Origin of the sequence: Bradyrhizobium sp. LA6.1 (assembly GCF_040547805.1) — a bacterium.
Classification (GTDB): domain Bacteria; phylum Pseudomonadota; class Alphaproteobacteria; order Rhizobiales; family Xanthobacteraceae; genus Bradyrhizobium; species Bradyrhizobium barranii.
Genome location: NZ_JBEPQK010000011.1, coordinates 1 through 23803 on the forward strand (window position 1 = coordinate 1; position 23803 = coordinate 23803).

Sequence of the window (23803 nt, forward strand, 5' to 3'; positions counted from 1 at the left end):
CCTCGCGCAGCGGACCGCGGGTGCGAGGTCAGCACCCGGCCTTCCCTGCGCCCTCTTGGCTTCGAGGGTGGAGAGATCAAGCAAAGCTCGGGCGAAATGCGCTGCGAGGATGCGAAGGTGTGTCTGCAACACGCGCTGCCATCGCCCGCGAAGATGGGCGACCCAGCATTCCAGAGGCGGGTGTGGTTGAACGCTGCGCCTCGGCTATGCCGTGCCGATCACGAAGGGCAAGTACGACATCGTCCAGGAGTTCAGATGCGGCGGCACGTCGTTCTAACCACCGAGGAGCCGCCGGCAGGCGTCGACGAAGACCTGCGCGCCCGTGACGATGTCGGCGTCGGCGGTGTTCTCGGTCCAGTGGTGGCTGATGCCGCCGATCGACGGCACGAACAGCATGGCCGCGGGCATGACGGTCGCGAGCAACTGCGCGTCGTGGCCGGCGCCGCTGGGCATGCGAATGGATCGTCCGCTGGCAAGGGCCTTGCTCGCGGCTTCGATGGCGTCCTGGAAGCCGGCGTTCATCATCGCGGGCCCGCCGGTGCGAATCTTCTCCACGGTGACGGTGCAAGGGCCCTTCGCGTTGGCCTCTTCCGCCATGGTGCGCAGCAGCTCCTCCAGCCGCGCGATGACCGCCGGATTGTCGTCGCGGATCTGGAACAGCATCTCGGCGCCGCCGGGAATGATGCTCGGCGCGCCGGGATCGAGCGTGATGCGGCCGGTGGTCCAGACCGTGCGCGTGCCACAGGCGCCTGGGAACCGCTCGTCGATCGCCACGCAGAACTTGGCCAGCGCGCGGCCGGCATCTTTCCGCGCCGCCATGCGGGTGGTGCCGGCATGGTTCTGCTCGCCGACGAAATTGATCTGGTACTGCCAGATGCCGACGATGGAGGTCACCACGCCGATCGCGAGCTTGCCGCTTTCGAGCGTGTCGCCCTGCTCGATATGCGCCTCCAGATATCCGATGTGGCGTCCCGGCTCGGCGGCGACGCGCGCGCGGCCCGAGAGCCCCATGTCGGCGAGTGCGTCGCGCATGGTGCGGCCGCTGGTGCGGTCGCGGGCGGCATCGATGTCGGCCTCGGTCACCTGTCCGACATAGGAGCGCGAGCCGAGGAAGTGCCCAAAGTGTCCTTCCTCGTCGCACCAGGCGGCAATTTCGACCGCACCCTTCACGGACGGGTCGGCATTGAGCACGCGGGCCGCTTCGAGCGCATAGACGACGCCGAGCGGGCCATCGAGCCAGCCGGCGTAGTTCTGGCTCTCCAGGTGCGAGCCCGCCAGCAGCTTCGGCCCCTGCTTCGCGCTGCTGCCGAACACATTACCGATGCCGTCGATCGCGGCGGTGAGGCCGGCGTCGGGCAGCTTCTGCACCAGCCAGTCGAGCGACAGTTTGTGCGGCTCGGAGAAGGTCGGCTTGTGCACGCCGGTCTTGTAGGCGCCGATGGCACGGAGCGCATTGAGATCGGCGAGAACGCGTTGCCCATCGGCACGCGGCTTGGTGTCAGGCATGTTCGGCAACCTTCAGCGCCTCGGTGCGGATCTCCTCGACCAGCCGTTCCTTCAACTGGACGAATTCGGGCGTGGTCTTGATCTTGTAGGAGCGCGGATGCGGCAGGTCCACATTGATCTCGGCCTTGATGCGGCCGGGGCGCGCGCTCATCACGATGACGCGGCTGCCGAGGAAGATGGCTTCCTCGATGTCGTGGGTGACGAACAGCACGGTCTTCTGGTCGCGCTCCCAGATTCCGAGCAGCATTTCCTGCATCAAGGCGCGGGTCTGGTTGTCGAGCGCGCCGAAGGGCTCGTCGAGCAAGAGAATCTTCGGATCGTTGGCGAGCGCGCGGGCGATCGCGGTGCGCTGCTGCATGCCGCCGGAGAGCTGCTTCGGCCAGTGGTTCTCGAAGCCGGACAGCCCGACCTGGCGGATGAAGGCATCGGCGATCTTGTTGCGCTCCGCCTCGGGCACGCCGCGCTCGCGCAGGCCGAACGCGATGTTCTCACGCACGCTCAACCAGGGAAACAGTGTGTAGGACTGGAACACCATGCCGCGATCGGCGCCGGGGCCGGTCACCTCGCGCCCGTCGAGCGTGACGCGCCCGCTGGTCGGCCGGTCGAGACCGGCGACGATGCGAAGCAGCGTGGACTTGCCGCAGCCGGAGGGGCCGAGGATGGTGACGAAATCGTTGTTGCCGATCATGAGATCGGTCGGCTCCAGCGCCCTGGTCGGCGCGTTGCCGTGGCGCGCGGGGAAGGTTCGCGAGACCTGCTCGATCTTCAGCGTGGTCATGCGAGCCTCCACGGAAACAGCCAGGCGTTGAACGCCTTGAACATGAAGTCCGAGAGGAGACCGATCACTCCGATCACGATGATGCCGAAGATGATCTGGCCGGTGTTGAGTAGCGCTTGGCTGTCGGTGATCATGTGGCCGATGCCCGAGGACGAGCCGATCAGCTCGGCGACGATGACGTAGGTCCAGGCCCAGCCCAGCACCAGCCGCAGAATCTCTGCGATCTCGGGTGCGGAGGAGGGCAACAGCACCCGGCGGATGATGCCGCGGTCGCTGGCCCCCAGCGTATAGGCCGCCTCGACCAGATCGCGCCGCGTGGTGCCCACGGTTACGGCGATCATCAGGATGATCTGGAACACCGCGCCGATGAAGATGACGAGCAGCTTCTGCAATTCGCCGATGCCTGCCCACAGGATCAACAGCGGGATAAAGGCCGAGGCAGGCAAATAGCGAGCAAAGGAGACGAACGGTTCGAGGAACGCTTCGACCGGCTTGTAGGCACCCATCAGCACGCCGAGCGGAACCGCGATGATCGCAGCGAGCGCGAAGCCGCCGACGACGCGCCAGATCGTCATGCCGATGTCGAACAGGAAGCCCTGCTTGGCGAGCAGGTCATAGCCTTCCTGCATCATGGTCAGCGGGTTGGCGAGAAAGGTCTTCGACACATGGCCGCCGAGCGTTGCCCACGACCAGAGGGCAACGAACAGCACGAAGAACGCGAGGCCGTAAGCCACGCGCTGCTTCGATGTCACGGGATCCAGGGGACGCATCAACGATCTATCCGGGCGGTGAACGAGTTTCCGGCCCCGCCGCGAGACGGGGCCGGCAGCTCCTGAAAGGTTTACCTGATGTAGCTCGCGTCGAAGAGGTCCTCGACCTTCGGCGCGGCCTTGATGATGCCGATCTCGAGCAGGAGGTCGGCGGCGTCCTTGTTGAAGGTCAGGAAATCACCGGCAAAGAACTTCTGGTTCGCGGCCTTGTCCTGCCAGCGCAGATATTTTGCCGAGTTACCGAACGCCTCGCCGGTCTGCTTCACATCGGCACCCATGATCTCATAGGCCTTGGCCTGATCCTTGCCGATCATGTCGAGCGCCTCGAAATAGCTGTCGGCGAGCGCCTTGGCAGCCTTCGGGTTCTCGGTGAGGAACTTCGGCGTGCAGCCAAAGGTGTCCATGACCATCGGGTAGTCGAGCGTGGTCGCGATGATCTTGCCCTTGTCGGGCGCGGCGCGAACCGTCGACAGATACGGCTCGTAGGTCATCGCGGCGTCGTTCTGGCCGGAGACGAAGGCCTGCGCGGCCGCAGCAGGCTCGAGGTTCACGACGGTGACGTCCTTCACCGAGAGCCCGTTCTTCTTGAGCATCCAGGCCAGCGCGAAATAGGGCGAGGTGCCGGGCGCGGAGGCCGCGACGGTCTTGCCCTTGAGGTCCTTGATCGATGCGAGATCGTTGCGCACGGCCATGCCGTCGGCGCCATAGCTCTTGTCGAGCTGGAAGATCTGCTTGGTCGCAACGCCATTGGCGTTCCAGGAGATCCAGGTCTCAACGGTCGTTGCCGCGCACTGGACGTCGCCGGAGGCGATCGCGAGGTGGCGGTCCTTCTGCGGGATCTTCTTGATCGTCACGTCAAGACCGTTCTTCTTGAAGATGCCGGCCTCCTTCGCCAGCGTCAGCGGCGCGAAGCCGGTCCATCCGGAGATGCCGATACCGACCTTGACGTCGTCGGCGAGCACGGGAGTGGAGGCCGCGAGGGCAATGATTGTCGCAAAAATTGTCGAACTACGCATGATTGTCGTCCTCTTGCCGATCGATGGATTGACGTCCCTGTTGATCATTCGGTCCTGATGGACCGTTGCCCGAAGCGTTGCACGATTTGTGCCGACATCGTTCTCTCAGCCTCCCTTGAATCGGGCGACAAGGCGGTGAGAGTCACCGGGATAGAGCAGGCGCACTGCGGTGATGGTGCGCGCGCTGCGCCAGGTATAGCGGTCGATCACGAGGCAAGGCGCGCCGACGGCGATGTCGAGCGCCTCCGCCGTGCGATCGTCCGCAACGATGGCGCTGATCGTATGCTCGGCTTCCGTCCATGGGACATGATGAAGCAGCCACGAGCCGGGCGGTTCGCGCGAGAAATCCGCGGTCGCTGCATCCGGCACGGAGGATAGATCGATCAGTCGGTCCTCGACGGCAAACGGCACCTTGTCGGCGCTGTGCCGGCAGGTGATCGCAACCACCTTTCCGGCCTTCTTGACGCCAAGACGCTCGCGGTCGGCGGCGGTCGCCGCACGCAGCTTGCGCCCGATCAGCTCGTAGCCGTAGCCGCGGCCAAGCGCGGTGATCTCGGCGCGAATGTCTGCGATCTTCAGCACCGCGGACAGATGCTGCGGCCGGCGTACGAAGGAGCCGGCGCGCCGCCGCCGTTCGATCAGGTCGGCCTGCGCGAGCTCCGACAGCGCCTTGTTCACCGTCATGCGCGAGCAGCCGTAACGCGCGACCAATTCGTGCTCGAACGGGATGCGATGCCCGGGCGGCCATTCGCCGGTCAGGATGCGCTTCTCGATATCGGCGCGGATGCGCTTGTAGAGCGTCGGCTGGTCGGCGGCATTGGTGGCCAGGCTCATGCGACGAGCCTCCGTACCGCTGCGTTGAAGCGCTCGCGCGCGGTCTGTCGCAGTCTGTGACGTCCGCCTTCGACGACCTTGTGGCCGCCGGCCCAGACGCAATCGATCGCGCCGGTCCCTCCGGCAAAAATCCAACCGTCGATGGCGGCGTCGCGCAAACGTCCCGCGAGCGACGGATGTGCGGTGTCGAGCGTGACGATGTCGGCGCGTGCGCCGGGCCCGAGGCCAACCGTCGCCTGTGCCAGCGCGCGTGAACCGCCCGCGAGCGCATGATCGAACAGCGTACGTCCCGTCGAGCGGCCTGCACCGCCGGAGAGCACGTTGCGCTCGCGATGCTTGAGACGCTGGCCATATTCGAGCTGGCGCAATTCGTCGGCTGCGCCGACCAGCACGTTGGAGTCGGTGCCCACACCGAACGCACCGCCGGCATCGACGAACTCGCGCGCCGGAAAGATGCCGTCGCCGAGACTGGCCTCGGTGATGGGGCAGAGACCGGCCACCGCACCGGTCTTCGCGAACGCCGTGACTTCCGCATCCGTCGTATGGGTCGCGTGGATGAGGCACCAGCGTTGATCGAGCGGCGCGTGCTCCAGCAGCCATTGCACCGGTCGTCGTCCCGACCAGGCTAGGCAATCCTCGACTTCCTTCACCTGCTCGGCGGCATGGATATGCACCGGCCCGCCATCGGCGAGCGGAATGATCGCCGCGAGCTCGTCCGGCGTCACCGCGCGCAGGCTGTGCGGCGCGATGCCAATATTGGCGCCCGGCAATCTGCTGATCGCCTTGCGCGACGCAGCCATCAGCGCGGCGAACTGATCGACCGAGCAGATGAAGCGGCGTTGTCCGGCATGCGGTGCTGCGCCGCCGAAGGAGCCATGCGCATAAAAACTCGGCAGCAGCGTCAGCGCAATGCCGGAAGCTTCGGCGGCCTGTGCAATGCGGGCAGCCATTTCCGCGAGGTCGGCATAAGGGGAGCCGTCGCGATCGTGGTGGAGGTAGTGGAATTCGCCGACGCGGGTAAAGCCCTGTTCGAGCATCTCGACATAAAGCAGCGTCGCAACGGCGGCGACGTCGTCCGGCGTCATCGTCAGCGCGAAGCGATACATCGTGTCGCGCCAGGTCCAGAACGTATCGGTGCTATCGCCGCGCAGCTCGGCCAGCCCCGCCATGCCGCGCTGGAATGCGTGGCTGTGCAGGCTCGCCAACCCCGGAAGCGCAATTCCATGACGCTCGTCGCCGGCGGCCGGCGCCACGCCGGGCGTCACCTCGGCGATCGCGCCGGCGGTGATCACCATCTGCACGTCATTGGCCCAGCCCGAAGGCAGGAGCGCGGAGGCGAAATGCAGTCGGGTCATGATTACACGCCGGCTGGACAGAACCGCCCCACGATTATATGTCTAGACATATAAGTCAAGCATCCCACGAAGGGACCATTGCATGGCAGAGCGCTTCGACCGGATCTGGCACAACGCCCGGCTCGCCACGATGCGGGCCGACCGTTCCGATCTCGGCGAGATCGAGCATGGCGTGATCGCCACGCGCGGCGGCCATATCGTCTATGCGGGCGCAGCGGCGGATTTCCCTGGTGATGCGGACGCGATCAAGCGGATCGATTGCGAGGGGCGTTGGATCACGCCCGGCCTCGTCGATTGCCATACCCATCTCGTCTATGGCGGCAATCGCGCGCACGAATTCGAGCTGCGCCTGAAGGGTGCAAGCTACGAGGCAATCGCGCGCGCCGGCGGCGGCATTGTCTCGACAGTCGCCGCGACGCGCAAGGCGAGCGAGGCCGAGCTCGTTGCCAGCGCGCTGCCGCGGCTCGATGCGCTGATCGGCGAGGGCGTCACCACCATCGAGATCAAGTCCGGTTACGGCCTCGATGTCGAGACCGAGATGCGGCAGCTCTCAGCGGCGCGCATCCTCGGCCGTCAGCGGCCGGTTGCGATCCGCACATCCTTTCTCGGGGCGCATGCGCTGCCTGTGGAGGCCGGCGGTGACAAGGATCGCTACATCGATCTCGTGTGTCATGAAATGCTGCCGGCTGTCGCAAAGGCCGGTCTTGCCGATGCCGTCGATGCCTTCATGGAAGGTATCGCGTTCTCGGCCGAGCAGACCGCACGGGTGTTCGAGACGGCGAGGGGGCTTGGGCTGCCGGTCAAGCTCCATGCCGACCAGCTGTCGAATCTCGGCGGCGCAGCACTTGCCGCAAAATTCTCGGCGCTCTCCGCCGATCACCTCGAGCATACCGACGAGGCCGGCGCCGCCACAATGGCGAAGGCCGGGACAGTCGCCGTGCTGCTGCCGGGCGCCTTTTACTTCATCCGCGAGACGCAGAAGCCGGCGATCGAGGCGTTCCGCGGGCACGGCGTCCACATGGCGCTCGCGACCGACTGCAATCCCGGCAGCTCGCCGCTGACATCGCTCCTGCTTACGATGAACATGGGCGCGACGCTGTTCCGGATGACCGTGGCTGAATGCCTCGCTGGTGTTACCCGCGGAGGCGCGCGTGCGCTCGGCGTGCTCAATGAGACCGGCACGCTGGAAGCAGGGAAGTGGTGCGATCTCGCGATCTGGGACATCGAGCGGCCCGCCGAGCTCGTCTACCGCATCGGCTTCAATCCGCTGCATCGCCGGGTGTGGAGGGGACAGTGACGGAACAGGGCGCGGCGATCGTCGTCAAGCCGGGAACGGTCAGCCTCGATGATCTCGCGCGCGTGCTCAAAGGCGCCGCTGTCGTGCTCGATCCACCATTCTGGCCGCGCGTCGAGGCGGCGGCGGAGATCGTCGCAAAGGCAGCACACGCCGCTGCGCCGGTCTACGGCATCAATACCGGTTTTGGAAAACTGGCCTCGAAGCGCATTCCGCCCGACCAGACCGCGCTGCTCCAGCGCAATCTCATCGTCTCGCATTGCTGCGGCGTCGGCCCGGCCACGCCGGAGCCGATCGTCCGGTTGATGATGGCGCTGAAGATCGTTTCGCTTGGGCGTGGTGCCTCCGGCGTCCGCCGCGAGGTGATCGAGCAGTTGCAGGCCATGCTGGCGCAGGACGTCTATCCGCTGGTGCCGCAGCAGGGCTCGGTCGGCGCCTCCGGCGATCTTGCGCCGCTCGCGCATATGACGGCGGTGATGATCGGCGAGGGGCAGGCGATCGTCGATGGCAAGACTGTCTCCGGCCGTGAGGCACTCGCCGTCGCCGGTCTCGCGCCGCTGACGCTGGGCCCCAAGGAGGGGCTTGCGCTGATCAACGGGACGCAGTTCTCGACCGCCTACGCCGTCTCCGGCGTGCTGCGCGCGTTTCGACTGGCTCGCGCCGCGCTCCTGACCGGCGCGCTGTCGGTCGATGCGGCGATGGCCTCGACGGCGCCGTTCCGCCCGGAAATTCAGGCGTTGCGCGGCCATGCCGGGCAGATCGCGGCGGCCTCGACGCTGACCGCGTTGCTCGACGGCAGCGATATCAGGTTGTCGCATCTCGAAGGTGACGAGCGCGTGCAGGATCCCTATTGCCTGCGTTGCCAGCCGCAGGTCGCGGGCGCTGCGCTCGATCTGATCACGCAGGCCGCGCGCACCCTGATCGTCGAAGCCAATGCCGTTACCGATAATCCGCTCGTCCTGGTCGAGACCGGCGAGATCGTCTCCGGCGGCAATTTTCATGCCGAGCCGGTCGCCTTTGCCGCCGATACAATCGCGCTGGCGCTGTCGGAGATCGGCGCGATCAGCGAGCGGCGTATCGCGACGCTGGTCGATCCCGCGCTCAATTTCGGTCTGCCGCCGTTCCTGACGCCGGACCCCGGCATCAATTCCGGCTTCATGATCGCCGAGGTCACGGCTGCCGCACTCTACGCCGAGAACAAGCAGCGTGCGGCTGCCTGCTCGATCGACTCGACACCGACCAGCGCCAACCAGGAAGACCATGTTTCGATGGCCGCGCACGCCGCGCGTCGCCTCTCGGATATGGCCGACAATCTCGCCGCCATCCTCGGCATCGAGCTCCTGGTCGCCGCACAAGGCATCACGCTGCGCGCGCCGCATGCGACCAGCGCCCCACTCGTTGCCGTCATCGCTGCGCTTCGCGAGCATGTGCCCGCGCTCGGCGCCGACCGCTACATGGCCGGCGATCTCGCCAAGGCGGCTGCGCTGATCGAAGCCGATGCGCTACCGGCCGTGGCGATCGCGGCGCTTCCAACCGATCCGTTCCCGAGACTTGACTAAAGAGGTGCTCCGCATGAACCGCCGACTGGACAATGACCGCACCATCCGCGCCCCCCGCGGCAGCGACATCAGCGCCAAGAGCTGGCTGACGGAAGCGCCGCTGCGCATGCTGATGAACAATCTCGATCCTGATGTCGCGGAGCGTCCGAGCGAGCTCGTCGTCTATGGCGGCATTGGCCGCGCCGCGCGCGACTGGGAGAGCTTTGACCGCATCACGGCGGCCTTGCGCAAGCTCGAGAATGACGAGACGCTGCTGGTCCAGTCCGGCAAGCCGGTCGGCGTCTTCCGTACCCATGCCGATGCCCCGCGCGTCCTGATTGCGAACTCCAACATCGTGCCGCATTGGGCGACGCTCGACCATTTCAACGAGCTCGATCGCAAGGGCCTGATGATGTACGGCCAGATGACGGCGGGCTCCTGGATCTATATCGGCAGCCAGGGCATCGTGCAGGGCACCTACGAGACCTTCGTCGAGGTCGGCCGGCGCCACTATGGCGGCAGCCTCGCGGGAAGATGGATTCTCACCGCCGGCCTCGGCGGCATGGGCGGCGCGCAGCCGCTGGCCGCGACGATGGCGGGCGCCTCGATGCTCGCGGTCGAATGCCAGCCGAGCCGCATCGAGATGCGACTGCGTACCGGCTATCTCGATCGGCAGGCCGCGACGCTCGACGAGGCGCTGGCGATCATGGAAGATGCCGCGAAGACGAAGAAGGCGGTTTCGGTCGGCCTGCTCGGCAATGCCGCGGAGATTTTCCCCGAGCTGGTGCGCCGCGGCGTCAAGCCCGACATCGTCACCGATCAGACCAGCGCGCATGATCCGATCAACGGCTATTTGCCAAAGGGCTGGACGCTCGCCGATTGGGAAACCAAGCGCGCCTCCGATCCGAAGGCTGTGGAGCGTGCGTCGAAGACGTCGATGGTCGAGCACGTCCAGGCCATGCTGGATTTCCATGCGCAGGGCATTCCGACGCTCGACTACGGCAACAATATCCGCCAGATGGCGCAGGACATGGGCCTGAAGAACGCCTTCGATTTTCCGGGCTTCGTTCCCGCCTATATCCGTCCCTTGTTCTGCCGAGGCGTCGGGCCGTTCCGCTGGGCTGCGCTCTCGGGCGATCCCGAGGACATCTTCAAGACCGATGCCAAGGTCAAGGAGCTGATGCCTGACGACAAGCATCTGCACAACTGGCTCGACATGGCCAGGGAGCGCATCAAGTTCCAGGGCCTGCCGGCGCGAATCTGCTGGGTTGGCCTCGGCGATCGCGATCGCCTGGGCCTTGCCTTCAACGAGATGGTGGCACGTGGCGAATTGAAGGCGCCGATCGTGATCGGCCGCGATCATCTCGACAGCGGCTCGGTGGCGAGTCCCAACCGCGAGACCGAGGCGATGAAGGACGGATCGGACGCTGTGTCCGACTGGCCGCTGCTCAACGCACTGCTCAATTGCGCCAGCGGCGCGACCTGGGTCTCGCTGCACCATGGCGGCGGCGTCGGCATCGGCTACTCGCAGCATGCCGGCATGGTGATCGTCGCCGACGGTACGCCGGAAGCGGCCAAGCGGATCGAGCGCGTGCTCTGGAACGATCCCGCCAGCGGCGTGATGCGCCATGCAGACGCGGGCTATGAGACCGCGATTGACTGCGCCCGCGACAAGGGCCTCGATCTGCCAAGCCTTGCGAAGTAACTAGCCGCTTACCAGCAGCTTCGGCATCGTCATCTTCGCGCCGTCCATGAAGGTCTGGACGGCGTCGCGGACGATCGCGTCGAGATCGGGCGGGATCGGCGTCTCGTAGATGAACTTGCGGATGGCGAGATAGAAGATGCGGCCGTGCAGGCCCCAGAACAGCTCGGTCTCGCGTTCGCTGAGCGGATGGGACTTCGCGTCGGGCAGCTTCAGATCGTGGCGCAGCTCGGCCGCCGCGGGCTCGATGATCTCGCGGCGGACAATGTCAAGATAACGGCCGGTGATGCCGAACGACTTCATGCCGGAGAAGACGAAGATCCGCACCCAATTGTACTCGAACACGCGCTCGACATAATCGAGGTAGAAGCGCGTCAGCCGCGCCTCCAGCGACAGCGAGCGGTCGCGGATCATCGACCCCCAGTCGGGCGACCAGCGGCTGAGATAGACCTCCTGGTAGACCCGCTCGATCAGCGCCTCCTTGCTCGGGAAGTGGCGATAGATCGCCGAATGCGTGATGCCCATGCGTTTGGCGAGTTCGCGGGTCTGGCCCTCGAAGCCATGCTCGGCGAAGAAGCGGATCGCCTCGTCCACGATCGCACGCTCGCGGTCGGCCGCACGCATGTTGCGGCGCTTTGGCGCGGACTTGCTGCCTGTGTCCGTCCGCTTCCGGACCGGTCGTTTCGCTGGCTTCTGCGCTTTTCGGGCCATTTCGTCGCTGTTTAGCAATCTCCGGCTGCCTTCTTAGCCTAAAGGTGCATTTGTGACCAAATGGTCATTTTCTGTTGACCGCCTCCCGGCGGCATGTCAGGATTTTGAGACCAGATGGTTACAAATCTGGCATCCCGGCTGATGAGCCGACGGATCTCGAGGAAACGGCGGTGAAGGCGAGGGCTTTCAGCTATTTTCGTGCTGCGACGATCGACCAGGCGCTGGATGCTCATGCCCGCGCCGGCGATGACGCGCGCTTCATTGCCGGGGGCCAGAGCCTCGTGCCGGCGTTATCGCTGCGGCTACAAGCGCCGCGGTTGCTGATCGACATCACCCATATTGAGGAGCTGCGCGGCGTCCGGCGCGAGGGCGGTTATTTGCGTATCGGCGCGCTGACGCGTCACTGCGAGATGCTGAGCGAGCCGCTGATCGCCGAGTTCGCGCCGCTGCTGCATGCGGCCGCCCCCTTCGTCGCCCATCCCGCGATCCGCAACCGCGGCACCTTTGGCGGCAGCGTCGCGCTCGCCGATCCTGCCTCCGAATTCCCGGCGATGACCCTGGCGCTCGATGCCGAGATCGAGATCGCCGGCCCTTCCGGCAGCCGGCGTGTGAAAGCCGACGACTTCTTCGTCGAGCTGTTCGAGACCGCATTGCAACCCGGTGAGCTGATCACCGCGATCTACGTTCCGCTGTTCAAAGCCGATCAGCGTTTTGCGTTCGACGAGCTGGCGCGCCGGCGCGGGGACTATGCTCTGGTCGGATGCGGCATGCTTGCGACTTTCACAGCCGAACGCATCGACGACATCCGCATTTCCTTCTTCTCGGTCGGCAATACACCGACGCGGGTGAAGGGCGCTGAGGCAACTCTGATCGGCTCGAACCTGGATCCTGAACGTATCGCCGCCGCGCAAGCGGCGCTCGAAGGCGATCTCGCCCCACCCGACAGCGACGAGGTGCCGCCGGCGATGCGGCTGCATCTCGCCCGCGTGCTGCTCGGCCGCCTGCTCGGACGTCTGGGTGAGGGCGCATGAGCGGTTTTGACGAAACCCTGCTGGATGACGCGGGCGAGACCGTGCGGGTCCGCTTCGTCGTCAATGGCCGCAAGGTCGCCTGCGAGGTGGCGCCGCGCGAGACGCTGGTCGATTGCCTGCGCAACGCGCTCGAACTGACCGGCACGCATGCGGGCTGCGAGATGGGGGCCTGCGGCGCCTGCCTGGTGCAGCTCGACGGCCGCGCTGTGCACTCCTGCCTGATCTTTGCAGTGCAGGCCGATGGCGCCAAGATCAATACCATCGAAGGTCTTACCGAGAGCGGCGTGATTGCCGATCTCCAGGCCGAATTCCATCGCCGCAACGCGCTGCAATGCGGCTTCTGCACGCCGGGCATGCTGGTCAATGCCCATGAACTGCTCTCGCAGGTGGCGCGGCCCAGCCGCGACGAAATCCGCGACGCGCTGTCGGGCAATTACTGCCGCTGCACCGGCTATGAAGCGATCGTCGATGCGATCGACGCCGTGGCGAAAGCACGCAGCGAAGACGGGGGTCCGGCATGACCGCGCCGCTGACCTCGCTCGACCGTCCCAACTCCTATATCGGCCGGTCCGTGCCGCGGCCGAACGCCAAGCGGCTGCTTGCCGGGCGCGGACGCTATATCAGCGATCTCAAGCTGCCGCGCATGCTCTATGCCGCGTTCCTGCGCAGTCCGCATGCGCACGCGAAGATCGTCGCCATCAATACCGAGCAAGCGCGCGCGCTCGAAGGGGTGCATCTCGTTGCCACCGGCGAGGACCTCGCAAGGATCTGCACTCCCTGGACCGGCACGCTCGACCACTTCAAGGGCATGACGTCGACTCCGCAATTGCCGCTGCCGCTCGACCGCGTGGTGTGGGCCGGGCAGGCTGTGGTGGCCGTCGTCGCCGAGAGCCGGGCGATTGCGGAAGATGCGCTGGAGCTGATCGAGATCGATTACGAGGACCTCCCCGTCGTCGTCGATATCGACAGTGCGCGCGAGGTTGGTGGCCCGCTGATCAATCCGGGGACCGCAAATAACACCTGCTTCCGCAGCCAGCTCGACAACGGCACAGTCGACGAGGCATTTGCGCAGGCCGCCCACGTGGTGGAAGAAGAGTTCTCCTTCGGCCGCCATACCGCGGTGACGCTGGAGCCGCGCGCCATCGTTGCGGACTACGATCCCGCCGCCGGCGCACTCACCGTGCATCACGCGACGCAGACGCCCTACCAGTTCCAGGATCTCTATTCGCGCCACTACGGCATCCCCGAGGCCCGCGTCCGCGTCATCGCGACCGACATCGGCGGCTCCTTCGGGATGAAGCTGCATGTCTATCACGAGGACATGGCGGTGGTCGGCCTCTCGATCCTGCTCGGCCGTCCCGTCAAATACGTCGCCGACCGCATCGAGTCCTTCGTCTCCGACATCCACGCGCGCGATCATCGCGTCCGCGCCCGCATGGCGCTGGATGCCAAGGGCGAGATTCTGGCGATGGACGTGCTGGACCTGACCGCGATCGGGGCGTTCTCGACCTATCCGCGCACCAGCGTGGTCGAGGGCAATCAGGTGATCCGCCTGATCGGCGCGCCGTATCGTTTCAAGAACTATCGCGCCACGCTGGAGGTGATCTTCCAGAACAAGGTGCAGACCAGCCAGTATCGCGCCGTCGGCCATCCCATCGCCTGCGCCGTCACCGAGCGGTTGGTTGACATGGCGGCGGTCAAGGTTGGCCTCGATCCCTTCGCCATCCGCGCGCAGAACGTTATCGCTGACGATGCCTATCCGCAGACCTCGCCGACCGGCTATCGCTTCGAGGCGCTGTCGCACCAGGCCTGCCTGAAGCGCCTGCACGAGATGATGGGGTATGAGGCGTTGTGCGCCGAGCAGGCCGACTTGCGCAAGCGCGGCATCTATCGCGGCATCGGCATTGCGGCCTTCGTCGAGATCACCAATCCCAGCCCGGCCTTCTACGGCGTCGGCGGCGCGCGCATCTCGTCGCAGGACGGCGCGATCCTCAGCCTGACGCCGTCGGGCGAGGTCCGCTGCCTGATCTCGGTCACCGAGCAGGGGCAGGGCACCGAGGCGATCATCAGCCAGATCGTGGCCGATCAGCTCGGCCTTGCGCAGGAACACGTCAAGGTCATCACCGGAGATACCGAGGTGACGCCGCATGGCGGCGCGACCTGGGCCTGCCGTGGCGCCGGCATCGGCGGCGAGACCGCGCTGCAGGCCACGCGCGTGCTCAAGCGCAATATTCTGGAGATTGCCGCGCTCATTCTTCAGGAGCAGCCCTCGGCACTCGACATCATCGATGGCGAGGTCGTCGACGCCGTGACCCGGAACAAGCGGTTGCCTATCTCCGAGATCGCGCGGATCGCCTATTTCCGCTCCGACACCTTGCCGCCCGGTACCCAGGCGCAGCTCACCGTCAGCCATCATTTCGCGCCACAGGGCTATCCCTTTGCCTTCACCAACGGCATCCAGGGCTGTTCGCTGGAGGTCGATGTCGAGACCGGCTTCATCAAGGTGCTGAAGCACTTCATCGTCGAGGATTGCGGCCGCGTCATCAATCCGATGCTGGTGGACGAGCAGCTTCGCGGCGGCATCGTGCAGGGGCTTGGCGCGGCGCTGTTCGAGGAATGCCGCTACAGCGAGACAGGTCAGCTCATGAACGGCTCGCTCGCCGACTACCTCGTTCCGATGCCGATGGAGATGCCCGACATCGTCATCGGCCATGTCGAGACGCCGACCGCCGACACCGTGCTCGGAGCCAAGGGGGTTGGCGAGGCCGGCACGGCGGCGGCTTCCGCCTGTGTGCTCAACGCCGTCAACGACGCGCTCACGCCGTTCGGCGCGACGATCAATTCGATCCCGATCACGCCCATAAAAGTCCTGAAAGCCCTGAAACGTTTCTAAAAAAAGACAGTTGGAGGAAATCATGCCCAAATCCGGTTCGACCTCGACAATATCCCGCCGCACCGCGCTCGCTGGCCTCTCCGCCGGCGCCGCCCTGCTCGCCATGCCGCGGCTCGGCCGCGCCGCGGACGAGACGATTCGCATTGGCTTCCCGACGCCGCTGACCGGACCGTTCGCCGCTGAGGCGCGCGATCAGGTCAAATGCGCCGAGCTTGCCGTCAAGCTCGTCAACGACAAGGGCGGCATCGGCGGCCGGAAGGTCGAGCTGCTGGTTCGTGACGACAAGCTCAATGCCGGTGAGGCCGCGACCCGGACGCTGGAGCTGATCGAGAAGGACAAGGTCCACGCCGTGGTGGGCGCGCTCTCCAGCGCGGTGCAGCTCGCGGTCAACGAGGTCACCCGCGCCCGCGGCGTGATCTACGTGTCGATCAGCCAGTCCGACACGATCAACGAGGCCAAGGATTTCAGCAAATATACCTTCCATGAGGCGCTGAACCCGCACATGACGACCGCTGCCGTGGCGCGGCAGACCCTGAAGAAGGGCATGAAGGTCGCCCATCTCGTGGCCGACTATGCGTATGGCCATGAGATGCTGCGCGGCTTCAAGCGCGCGCAGGCGGCGATCGGCGCTGATAACGTTGGCGAGATCCTGCATCCGTTCGGCGCGGCCGACTATTCCACCTTCATGCCGCGCCTGATGTCGATGCGGCCGGACGTGCTCTGCATCTCCAATTTCGGCCGCGACCAGGCCAACGCGATCAAGCAGGCGGTGGATTTCGGCGTCAAGCAGCAGATGAAGATCGTCGTGCCCGTCATCCTGCACAACCAGCGGCTCGCGGTCGGCCCTGACGTGTTCGAGGGCGTGGTCGGCGGGGCCAATTACTATTGGGGCCTGGAGCCGCAGAGCAAATCGGCGGCCGCTTTCAACGCGGCGTTCAAGGCTGCCAATGGCGGTGCGATCCCGACCGACTACGGCGCCTACGGCTATTCCGGCGTCGGTTCGCTGCTGGCAGCCATGCAGGTCGCCGGAGGCACCGACACCGACAAGGTCATCGATGCCCTCGAGAAGTTGCAATACGACCTGACCAAGGGCCCGCAGCACTACCGCAAATGCGACCACCAGTCGGTGCAGTCGGTGCTGGTGCTGGAGTCCAAGAAGAAGTCCGCGATGGCGAACGACAACGATTTGTTTGCGATTCTCGCCAACGATTGGGGTTCCGACGATATGCTGCGCAGCTGCAGCGAGCTCGGTCACGCGACCTGAAGCCCGGCCGATGGACCTGTCGCTGATCATCATGCAGCTTCTCTCCGGGATCGCCCTTGGGGCGGTCCTGGTGATCACTGCGCTTGGACTGACGATCGTGTTCGGCATGCTCGGGGTGGTCAATTTCGCCCACGGCGCGCTGTTCATGATCGGGGCCTATGCGGGGCTGTATCTGGCATCGCTCACCGGAAGCTTCTGGTGGGGATTGCTGCTCGCTCCCATTTTGATCGGCGCGTTCGGCATGCTGATCGAGTTCGTCCTGATCCGCAGGCTCTATGGACGCTCGATCGACGATCCGCTGCTGCTCACCTTCGGCCTCAGCTACATCCTGGTCGAGGGCGTGCGCATCGTGTTCGGCAGCGACGGCATTCCGTTTCCGACCCCGCCGCAGCTCGTCGGCGTGCTCGATCTCGGCATCGGCTTCTTCCCGCGCTACCGCCTGTTCGTCATCGCACTGGTGGCGGTGGTGCTGCTGGTGCTCTGGCTGACGCTGGAGAAGACCCGCATCGGCCTCATTGTGCGCGCGGGCGCCCGCGATCCCACCATCATGCAGGTGCTCGGCGTCGATATCGGCCGGGTCTGGCTTGCGATTTTTGGCCTTGGCGTCGGACTTGCCGCGCTGGGCGGTGTGCTCGCGGGTCCCATGCGCAGCGTCAATCCGGAGATGGGCTCGCTGGTACTGGCGGAGGCCTTCGTCGTGACCGTGATCGGCGGGCTCGGCTCGATCGTCGGCGCGGTCGTCGCCGGCCTCATGGTTGGCATCTCCATCAGCCTGGTGGCGCTGTTCGCACCTGAAATGGCGACCATCGTCATGTTCGCGCTGATGGCGATTGTGCTGCTGATCCGCCCGCAAGGCCTGTTCGGCGTGAGAGGGAGGACCGCGTGACGTCACCATCGAACGGCGAAGCGGTCGCCAAGCCCTCGTCCAGCGGCTTCGGCTGGCTCCTCGAGCAGCGCGTCCTGCTGTCCATCGCGGTGCTGGCCGTGCTGCCATGGCTGCTGCCGTCGCAGGCGCTGGCCGTCAACGTCCTGATCTACGGCGTCGTGGTGATGGGCTACAATCTGCTGTTCGGCTACACCGGGCTGCTGTCGTTCGGGCAGGCGGCGTTCTTCGGCGCGGGCGCCTACTTCACCGGCATTGCGATCGGCCGCTACGGCGTACCCTGGTTCGCCGCGGTGCCGATCGCCGTCCTCCTGAGCACCGGCCTTGCCGCCGCAATCGGCATCGTCTCGACGCGCACCCGCGGCATCTATTTCTCCATGGTGACGCTGGCGCTGGCCCAGCTGGTCTACTACGTCGCGCTGCAGGCCTCGTCCTTCACCGGCGGCGAGAACGGCCTGCGCGGTTTCACCGTCGACCGCATCAGCCTGTTCGGCTTCCCCGTCAATTTCCTCGACCCCGTCAACAAATACTATGTGCTGATGGCCTTCGCTGCGCTGGCGATGTGGTTCCAGTCGCGGATCCTGAACTCGCCGTTCGGCGCCGTCATCGAGGCGATCCGCGAAAACGAGCAGCGGGCGCGGGCGTGCGGCTATGACGTCGAGCGCAGCAAGCTGATCGTGTTCATGCTGTCGGGTGCGATCTCCTCGCTTGGCGGCTGCATGCTGGCGCTGCACCTGTCGATCGTACCGCTCGACCTTTTGCACTACCAGACATCGGGCATGATCGTGATGATGGTGCTGCTCGGCGGCGCGCGGAGCTTCTTCGGGCCCTTCGTCGGGGCTGCGAGCTTCCTGATCCTGGAGGATGTCATCTCGCTCTGGACGCCGCATTGGCAGATTTTTGTCGGCGCGATCTTCGTGCTGTTCGTGCTGTTCCTGCCCAAGGGGATCTGGGGAACGCTGCTCGACACGCTCGGCATCGGAAAGGCGCGGCCATGAGCGGCGAACTGCTTCGCGTCGAGGGGGTCGGCAAGCGTTTTGGCGGCTTCGTCGCGCTCGAAGACATTACCGTGTCCTTTGCGGCGGGACAGCTCACCTCGATCATCGGGCCGAACGGCGCTGGCAAGAGCACCTTCTTCAACATCCTCTCCGGCGCGCTGGCCCCGACGTCGGGCACGCTGCACTTCAGGGACCGCGAGCTGAACGGCCTGCCGCAGCACCGCTTCGTGCATCAGGGCATCTCGCGCTCCTACCAGATCACGAACATCTTTCCGGACTTGTCCGTGCACGAGAATGTGCGCGTAGCGGCCCAGGCGCTGACCGTGAGCTACGACATCTGGCGCAACCGCGCCCGGCTGACGGAGCTGAACGCGCGCGCCGATGCGGCGCTTGAGGCGGTCGGACTGCTCGGCAAGCGCGCTGAATTGGCCAAATTCCTCTCGCACGGCCAGCAGCGCGCGCTGGAGATCGCGATCGCGCTGGTCTCCGAGCCCGAGCTGCTCCTGCTCGACGAGCCCACCGCCGGCATGGGGCCGGAAGAAACCAAGGACATGGTCGCGCTGCTCGAACGGCTCGCGGAGAAGCGCACGGTGCTGCTGGTCGAGCACAAGATGAAGATGGTGCTCGGCCTGTCCAAGCGTGTCGTGGTGCTGCATCACGGCCGTCTGCTGGCGGACGGCGCGCCCGACGAGATCAGGAGCAACCCGGAAGTCCGGCGGGTTTACCTCGGACAGAGTGAAGGCTATGGCTGAGACCGCGCTGCTCGAAATCGATGATCTCCACGCCTGGTATGGCGCAAGCCATATCCTGCACGGCATTTCCCTGCACGTGAAGGAGGGCGAGGTGGTAGCTCTCGTCGGCCGCAACGGCGCCGGCAAGACCACGACCTTGCGCTCGATGATGGGGCTGATGCCGAAGGCCACCGGCCGCGTGCGCTTTGCGGGCAGAGAGCTGCTGCCGCTCCGCGCTCATCAGCGCTTCCATCTCGGTTTGGCCTATGTGCCCGAGGAGCGCCGCATCGTTCCCGGTCTCTCCGTGCGCGAAAATCTCCGCCTCGGCCTGGTCGCGGCCGGAGGCGAGATCGAGGAGCGCGCCGCGATCGACGAGATCGCCGAAACCTTTCCGCGCCTGAAGGAACGCCTCGACCAGGAGGGCGTCACGCTTTCGGGCGGCGAGCAACAGATGCTCGCGATCGCCCGCGCGCTGATCGCAAAGCCCAAGATGATCCTGCTCGACGAGCCCTCGGAAGGCATCATGCCCGTCCTGGTCGAGGAGATGGGCGTGCTGTTCCGCCGCCTGCGCGACGAGGGCAAGACACTGCTGCTGGTCGAGCAGAACGTCGAATGGGCCCTGCGGCTGGCCGACCGGGCGGTGATCATCGACCAGGGCGAGGTCGTGCATCAAAGCGGCGCCGCGGCACTGCTGGCGGACAAGGACATCCAGGAGCGTTATTGCGCGGTGTGACGGCCGCTGAGGGCCGTACGCCAGCAGGTCATCCAAGCAGCTTGCCGAGCTCGTTGAGCTTTGCGATCGCTGCCTTGCCGACCTCGGTGATGTTCTTTTCCGCGCGCGCGGCAAGCTCGCGATCGGCCTCGAAGCCTTTCCTGACGGCATTGACGCTTTCGCGGATCTGGCCGCCCACATTGGGGTCGCCGATCGCTTTCTTCACCGCGCCGTCGTCGAAGGCCTTGACGGTCTGCTCCTGATCCGCGAGCCGCGCGTTGCTGCCGGCTGCGGTCTCCTCGAGCGCGAGGCCGAGCGCCTCATCCAGGAGCTCGTGCAAGGCTGCGAGCGGACCCTCGGTGGCGGAGCTTGTGGTGCTGACCTTGAAGCCCGGCGTATCCGGCACGAAGAGCACGGTGCCGCGCGCGAGCCTGTTCAGATCGGCATGCGGATTGGCCTCCTGCAAGGCTTTCAGCGCAGCCTCGCTGCGAACCTGGCTCAGATTGGCATGCAGCAGCTTCTCGCTGACAGCCTTGAGTTTCGTCTCGTCTCCAACGATGAAGGTGCGCATCGAAATCTCCGCGAATTAGCCGATCACGTTGAGTGGCGCCCACGGCGTGTTGGCAATGCCGCCTGGGATGATGATGGTGCTGGTTGTAATGTTGCCGATCACGGTCACTGCCCGCGCGCCGGTGAGGCGGATCGAGCTTTCGCCGCCGCGCACCCGGTTCGTGCTGATGATGGCGACCGCGCTCTCCAGCGAAACGGCGACGCTTCTGCTGCCGGATTCCACCCGGTTGTCGTTGAACAGGCATTCCTGGCCGGCCACGACCAGAACGGCGGGGGCAGGCCCGCGCGCGGCCAGCATGTTGCCGATGATGCCGGCGCGCGCGCCCTCGGTGTCGTTGGCGGCAAGGCTTGCCCTGACGAACGCATAGTCGGCGCCAAGCGCGAGGATCCGCCCGTCGCCGAGCCGGATCGCGACCTTGTCGCCGGCCTGTCCGAACGGCAGTTTCGGATTGACCTCCGCCGTGGTGAGCGCAAACCAGTTGCCGTCCGAATTGTCCACGCCCGGCGTGAGGTCGCGCTGCACGCTGTTGTGATTGACCTCGATCTGGGTCTGCGGCGCGCGCAGCATGATGCCGGCGCTGGTACCGACAAACCCCTTGGCGGGCGCGACCTCGACGATCTCGTTGCCGCTCACGCGCGGCCGGTTGACGCCGAAGGTGACGACGCCGGCGCGCAGTGCGGACTTGACTGCCGTCAGGCCGATCGCGCGAACCAGATTGCCCGCAATCGTCGCGCTGTCGGCGCGGATCACCTCGATGCCGACCACGGTGCCGTTCTCGCTCTCGGTGACCGGTTCGATGTTGCGGATGTGGTTATTCTCGATCGAGACGGCTGCGGCGTCGGTCGCGCCGCCGAGCATGATCCCGGCGCCGCAGGCGTCGATCGCGTTGAGCTTGATGATCAGGTCCTGTGCTCCGGCAATCACCTTGATTCCGGCCGTGCCGAAGCCGTGGATCTGGTTGGCGAGGATATGCGCGGCAGCGGTGCTGCGGCGGTCGAGCCCGGGGATCAGCCCGATGCCGACGTGATCACCGGGTGACCAGTTGCGCAGCTGGTTGCGCTCGATCCACAGCCCCGCCGCGGCACAGGCGATGCCGTTGGCCATGACGTTGCAACTGTTGCCGTCGATCGCCAGCGAGGCGCCGGGAAGCGCAAGGCCCTGCGCGGCGATGGCGGTGTCGGTGCAGCCGATGATCTCGTTATGCGCGATCCGCGTGGCGAGCAGATGCAGCACCTCGTCGGCGAAGGCGATCGCGCCGCGCTGGCACAGCAGGACGTTCTCCTCGATCGTCACCGCGGCCGTCAGCAGGAAGCCGGCACCGTTCTCCACGCCCTTGAGCGCGCCGCCCGCAATCGCAACCGGCGCGAAGATCGCGTTCTCGGCGAGCTTCGCACCGCCAACCACACCGCGCAGCACCACCGCCGGGAGCTGTGCATTCTCGGTGCCGAGTGCCGCGATGGCGAGACGGGTCAGGCCGAGGCCGATGCAGGTCGAGACGTCGATCGTGGGATCGCGTGCGAGCGAAAGGATCGCGAGGTCCTCGATTGCGATCGCAAAAGAGTCCTGGATGGCGAATGCGCCGGTCGGCGCCACCAGCAGCGTCGCCGGGCCCTTGCCGGCGATGCGGACCGATTTCGCCTGGTTGATCGCCACGGCCTCCTTGAGCACGTAGCGGCCGGGGCCGAGGCAGATGGTGCCGCCGGTCTCGCGCACCTTGTTGACGGCGTCCTGAATGGTGAAGCTGCCGCTCTCGTGCTGCTCGACGGTGACGCAGGCCGTGCAGGCACAGTCGTGGCCTTCGCCTTTCGGCGGCCACGGGTGGCGGCAGTCGGTGACGCTCTTGGCGTCGACGTCCCAGATGCCGAGCCGTGCATAATGGTGATGGATGCCGCGCGGCGGGGCGCGGTCGAGCAATTCGACGCTGGCATCCGCGGTGCGCGCGGCGAAGGCCCACCAGTCGCCGGCACGGCTGCCCGCTGCCCCGGTCGAATCGAAGCTCACGGTGACGCCGTCCTCTAGCAGGACTGTCGTGCCAGCGGCGGGCACCTTGATCACGCCGGTCGATCCGGCGGCATCGAGATCGCCGATCTGCACCGGCGTGCCGCTGGCGTCGGTCCGGAACACCTTTCCTTTCTGATCCCAGCGGCGCACCCGCAAATTGGTCTGCTTCGGCCAATCGCTGTTGGGGAACCCCGACGGCAGCATCAGGCCCGGCAGTGCCGGTGTGAAGCTGATGCGGCGGGTCGCTTCGGTGACGGTGATGCGGCGCATCTCGCCGGCTTTTTGCGAGAACTCCCTGGGGTCGTCGATGATCTCGATCCAGTCGCCGGTGTTGAAACGCAGCACGTCGTCGCGCCCGAGACTGTCGAGCTCGAGCTCGGTCGCCGAGATCATGCTGGCGACGCGCGAGCCGACGCTGGCATTTTCGCGCGACCATTTGAAGGTCGCGGTGCCGCCGGGCTGGCCGGGGTCGTGGATCTCGACCCGGTAGAGCTGGTTCTCGAGGCCGCGGAAGCCGCCGGTCGGCGGCAGCTCGCAGGGGTCGGTCACCGGAGCTGCGTCGAACGTGCCTGTCGTGAGCACGCCGGTCGATGGCGCGATCACTGTGGTCCAACCCGGCATGTCCTCGTCGGGCGTCGCGCAGCTGGTGTTGGCGCCGGCATCGGTGTCGAGCACACGCACCTGCCACGCCGTCTGGAGCCGCGAGCTGGTCTCGACGCCGACGGCGATCTCGACCAGTTCCGGCCGCTCGAGCCAGGTCAGCTCGCGCTCCCAGACGTCGAGATAGACGAGATGGCGACCGGCCGCCGGCAGCGGCGGCCGCACTGCATCCGGCAGATAGGGCTGGGTCTCATAGGTCAGCTTGTCGGTGAAGACTGTCTCGGCCATGAGATCGTCGAACAGGCGCTTGTCGGGATCGGCTAGGCCGTGGTTCTCCGCGAGCAGACCGTCGACATAGAGCCGCCCCTTGCCGATCTCGAGCGTATTGCCGGCAACGCCGAGCTTGAATGCATCCGGGGTCGTCGAGGACACCGTATCGCGGTCGAGAATGTCGCTGGCGAGTGCACGCAGCCTGCGATCGAGGATCGCCATTAGCTCGTTGGCGTCGCCGTCCAGCAGCACCGCGCCCTGTTTCAGCTCCACGCCGGCGAAGTCGAGCAGCGGGTCGAGACGAACGCGTGAGAAGTCGGCACCCATGATAGCCTCCGATGCACT

General features: G+C 65.9%; 20 protein-coding genes. 11 read left to right on the forward strand and 9 right to left on the reverse strand.

Going from position 1 to position 23803, the window contains the following annotated elements:
* Window positions 1-273: 273 nt before the first annotated feature.
* The 6 genes from ABIB99_RS25120 to ABIB99_RS25145 form a co-directional block, all read right to left on the reverse strand.
* Entirely contained in the window at window positions 274-1506 is a 1233-nt protein-coding gene (locus ABIB99_RS25120) for a Zn-dependent hydrolase (protein WP_354177855.1), read from the reverse strand.
* On the reverse strand, window positions 1499-2284 hold the full coding sequence (locus tag ABIB99_RS25125) for an ABC transporter ATP-binding protein (RefSeq protein WP_354177857.1): 786 nt from the start codon (window positions 2282-2284) through the stop codon (window positions 1499-1501). Before ABIB99_RS25125 ends, ABIB99_RS25120 begins: the two co-directional genes overlap by 8 nt.
* Entirely contained in the window at window positions 2281-3054 is a 774-nt protein-coding gene (locus tag ABIB99_RS25130) for an ABC transporter permease (protein WP_085405609.1), read from the reverse strand. The genes ABIB99_RS25125 and ABIB99_RS25130 overlap by 4 nt, the downstream gene beginning before the upstream one ends.
* Window positions 3055-3125: 71 nt before the next feature.
* Window positions 3126-4070: an ABC transporter substrate-binding protein gene (locus ABIB99_RS25135; protein ID WP_354177859.1), complete on the reverse strand. Its 945-nt coding sequence runs from the start codon at window positions 4068-4070 to the stop codon at window positions 3126-3128.
* Window positions 4071-4175: 105 nt separating this feature from the next.
* On the reverse strand, window positions 4176-4904 hold the full coding sequence (hutC, locus tag ABIB99_RS25140) for a histidine utilization transcriptional repressor HutC (protein WP_259256555.1): 729 nt from the start codon (window positions 4902-4904) through the stop codon (window positions 4176-4178).
* A complete protein-coding gene (locus ABIB99_RS25145; RefSeq protein WP_354177861.1) occupies window positions 4901-6259 on the reverse strand; it encodes a formimidoylglutamate deiminase in 1359 nt (452 codons plus the stop codon). The genes hutC and ABIB99_RS25145 overlap by 4 nt, the downstream gene beginning before the upstream one ends.
* Window positions 6260-6341: 82 nt before the next feature.
* Between ABIB99_RS25145 and hutI the strand changes: the two genes are divergently transcribed.
* From hutI to hutU, 3 genes are read left to right on the forward strand one after another with little or no spacing between them, the layout of a single operon-like run.
* Complete coding sequence (gene hutI / locus ABIB99_RS25150) at window positions 6342-7556, forward strand: imidazolonepropionase (protein ID WP_354177863.1); 1215 nt, start codon at window positions 6342-6344, stop codon at window positions 7554-7556.
* Window positions 7553-9112: a histidine ammonia-lyase gene (gene hutH, locus ABIB99_RS25155; RefSeq protein ID WP_354177865.1), complete on the forward strand. Its 1560-nt coding sequence runs from the start codon at window positions 7553-7555 to the stop codon at window positions 9110-9112. Before hutI ends, hutH begins: the two co-directional genes overlap by 4 nt.
* 13 nt (window positions 9113-9125) lie before the next feature.
* Window positions 9126-10796 (forward strand): urocanate hydratase, encoded by a 1671-nt coding sequence (gene hutU, locus ABIB99_RS25160; RefSeq protein WP_354177867.1) that lies wholly within the window; start codon window positions 9126-9128, stop codon window positions 10794-10796.
* On the opposite strand, the gene ABIB99_RS25165 is transcribed toward hutU, so the two are convergent.
* The gene (locus tag ABIB99_RS25165) at window positions 10797-11417 is read right to left on the reverse strand and encodes a TetR/AcrR family transcriptional regulator (RefSeq protein WP_354076762.1); all 621 of its coding nucleotides are present in this window, start codon (window positions 11415-11417) and stop codon (window positions 10797-10799) included.
* Between the two features lie 257 nt (window positions 11418-11674).
* Between ABIB99_RS25165 and ABIB99_RS25170 the strand changes: the two genes are divergently transcribed.
* The 8 genes from ABIB99_RS25170 to ABIB99_RS25205 are packed head-to-tail and all read left to right on the forward strand — an operon-like array spanning window position 11675 to window position 20037.
* A complete protein-coding gene (locus tag ABIB99_RS25170) occupies window positions 11675-12535 on the forward strand; it encodes an FAD binding domain-containing protein (RefSeq protein WP_354177869.1) in 861 nt (286 codons plus the stop codon).
* Entirely contained in the window at window positions 12532-13056 is a 525-nt protein-coding gene (locus tag ABIB99_RS25175) for a (2Fe-2S)-binding protein (RefSeq protein WP_354177871.1), read from the forward strand. Before ABIB99_RS25170 ends, ABIB99_RS25175 begins: the two co-directional genes overlap by 4 nt.
* Window positions 13053-15428: a xanthine dehydrogenase family protein molybdopterin-binding subunit gene (locus ABIB99_RS25180; RefSeq protein WP_354177873.1), complete on the forward strand. Its 2376-nt coding sequence runs from the start codon at window positions 13053-13055 to the stop codon at window positions 15426-15428. Before ABIB99_RS25175 ends, ABIB99_RS25180 begins: the two co-directional genes overlap by 4 nt.
* A 22-nt stretch (window positions 15429-15450) precedes the next feature.
* Entirely contained in the window at window positions 15451-16692 is a 1242-nt protein-coding gene (locus ABIB99_RS25185) for an ABC transporter substrate-binding protein (protein ID WP_354177875.1), read from the forward strand.
* A gap of 10 nt (window positions 16693-16702) precedes the next feature.
* Window positions 16703-17578 carry a branched-chain amino acid ABC transporter permease gene (locus ABIB99_RS25190; RefSeq protein WP_071911591.1) on the forward strand — a complete coding sequence of 292 codons (876 nt, stop codon included), beginning with the start codon at window positions 16703-16705 and terminating at the stop codon, window positions 17576-17578.
* Complete coding sequence (locus tag ABIB99_RS25195; protein ID WP_354177877.1) at window positions 17575-18573, forward strand: branched-chain amino acid ABC transporter permease; 999 nt, start codon at window positions 17575-17577, stop codon at window positions 18571-18573. Before ABIB99_RS25190 ends, ABIB99_RS25195 begins: the two co-directional genes overlap by 4 nt.
* Window positions 18570-19325: an ABC transporter ATP-binding protein gene (locus ABIB99_RS25200; RefSeq protein WP_354177879.1), complete on the forward strand. Its 756-nt coding sequence runs from the start codon at window positions 18570-18572 to the stop codon at window positions 19323-19325. The genes ABIB99_RS25195 and ABIB99_RS25200 overlap by 4 nt, the downstream gene beginning before the upstream one ends.
* Complete coding sequence (locus ABIB99_RS25205) at window positions 19318-20037, forward strand: ABC transporter ATP-binding protein (RefSeq protein WP_354177881.1); 720 nt, start codon at window positions 19318-19320, stop codon at window positions 20035-20037. Before ABIB99_RS25200 ends, ABIB99_RS25205 begins: the two co-directional genes overlap by 8 nt.
* 28 nt (window positions 20038-20065) lie before the next feature.
* On the opposite strand, the gene ABIB99_RS25210 is transcribed toward ABIB99_RS25205, so the two are convergent.
* The gene (locus tag ABIB99_RS25210) at window positions 20066-20587 is read right to left on the reverse strand and encodes a hypothetical protein (RefSeq protein ID WP_354177883.1); all 522 of its coding nucleotides are present in this window, start codon (window positions 20585-20587) and stop codon (window positions 20066-20068) included.
* A gap of 15 nt (window positions 20588-20602) precedes the next feature.
* Window positions 20603-23785 carry a DUF6519 domain-containing protein gene (locus ABIB99_RS25215; RefSeq protein ID WP_354177885.1) on the reverse strand — a complete coding sequence of 1061 codons (3183 nt, stop codon included), beginning with the start codon at window positions 23783-23785 and terminating at the stop codon, window positions 20603-20605.
* Window positions 23786-23803 lie beyond the last annotated feature (18 nt).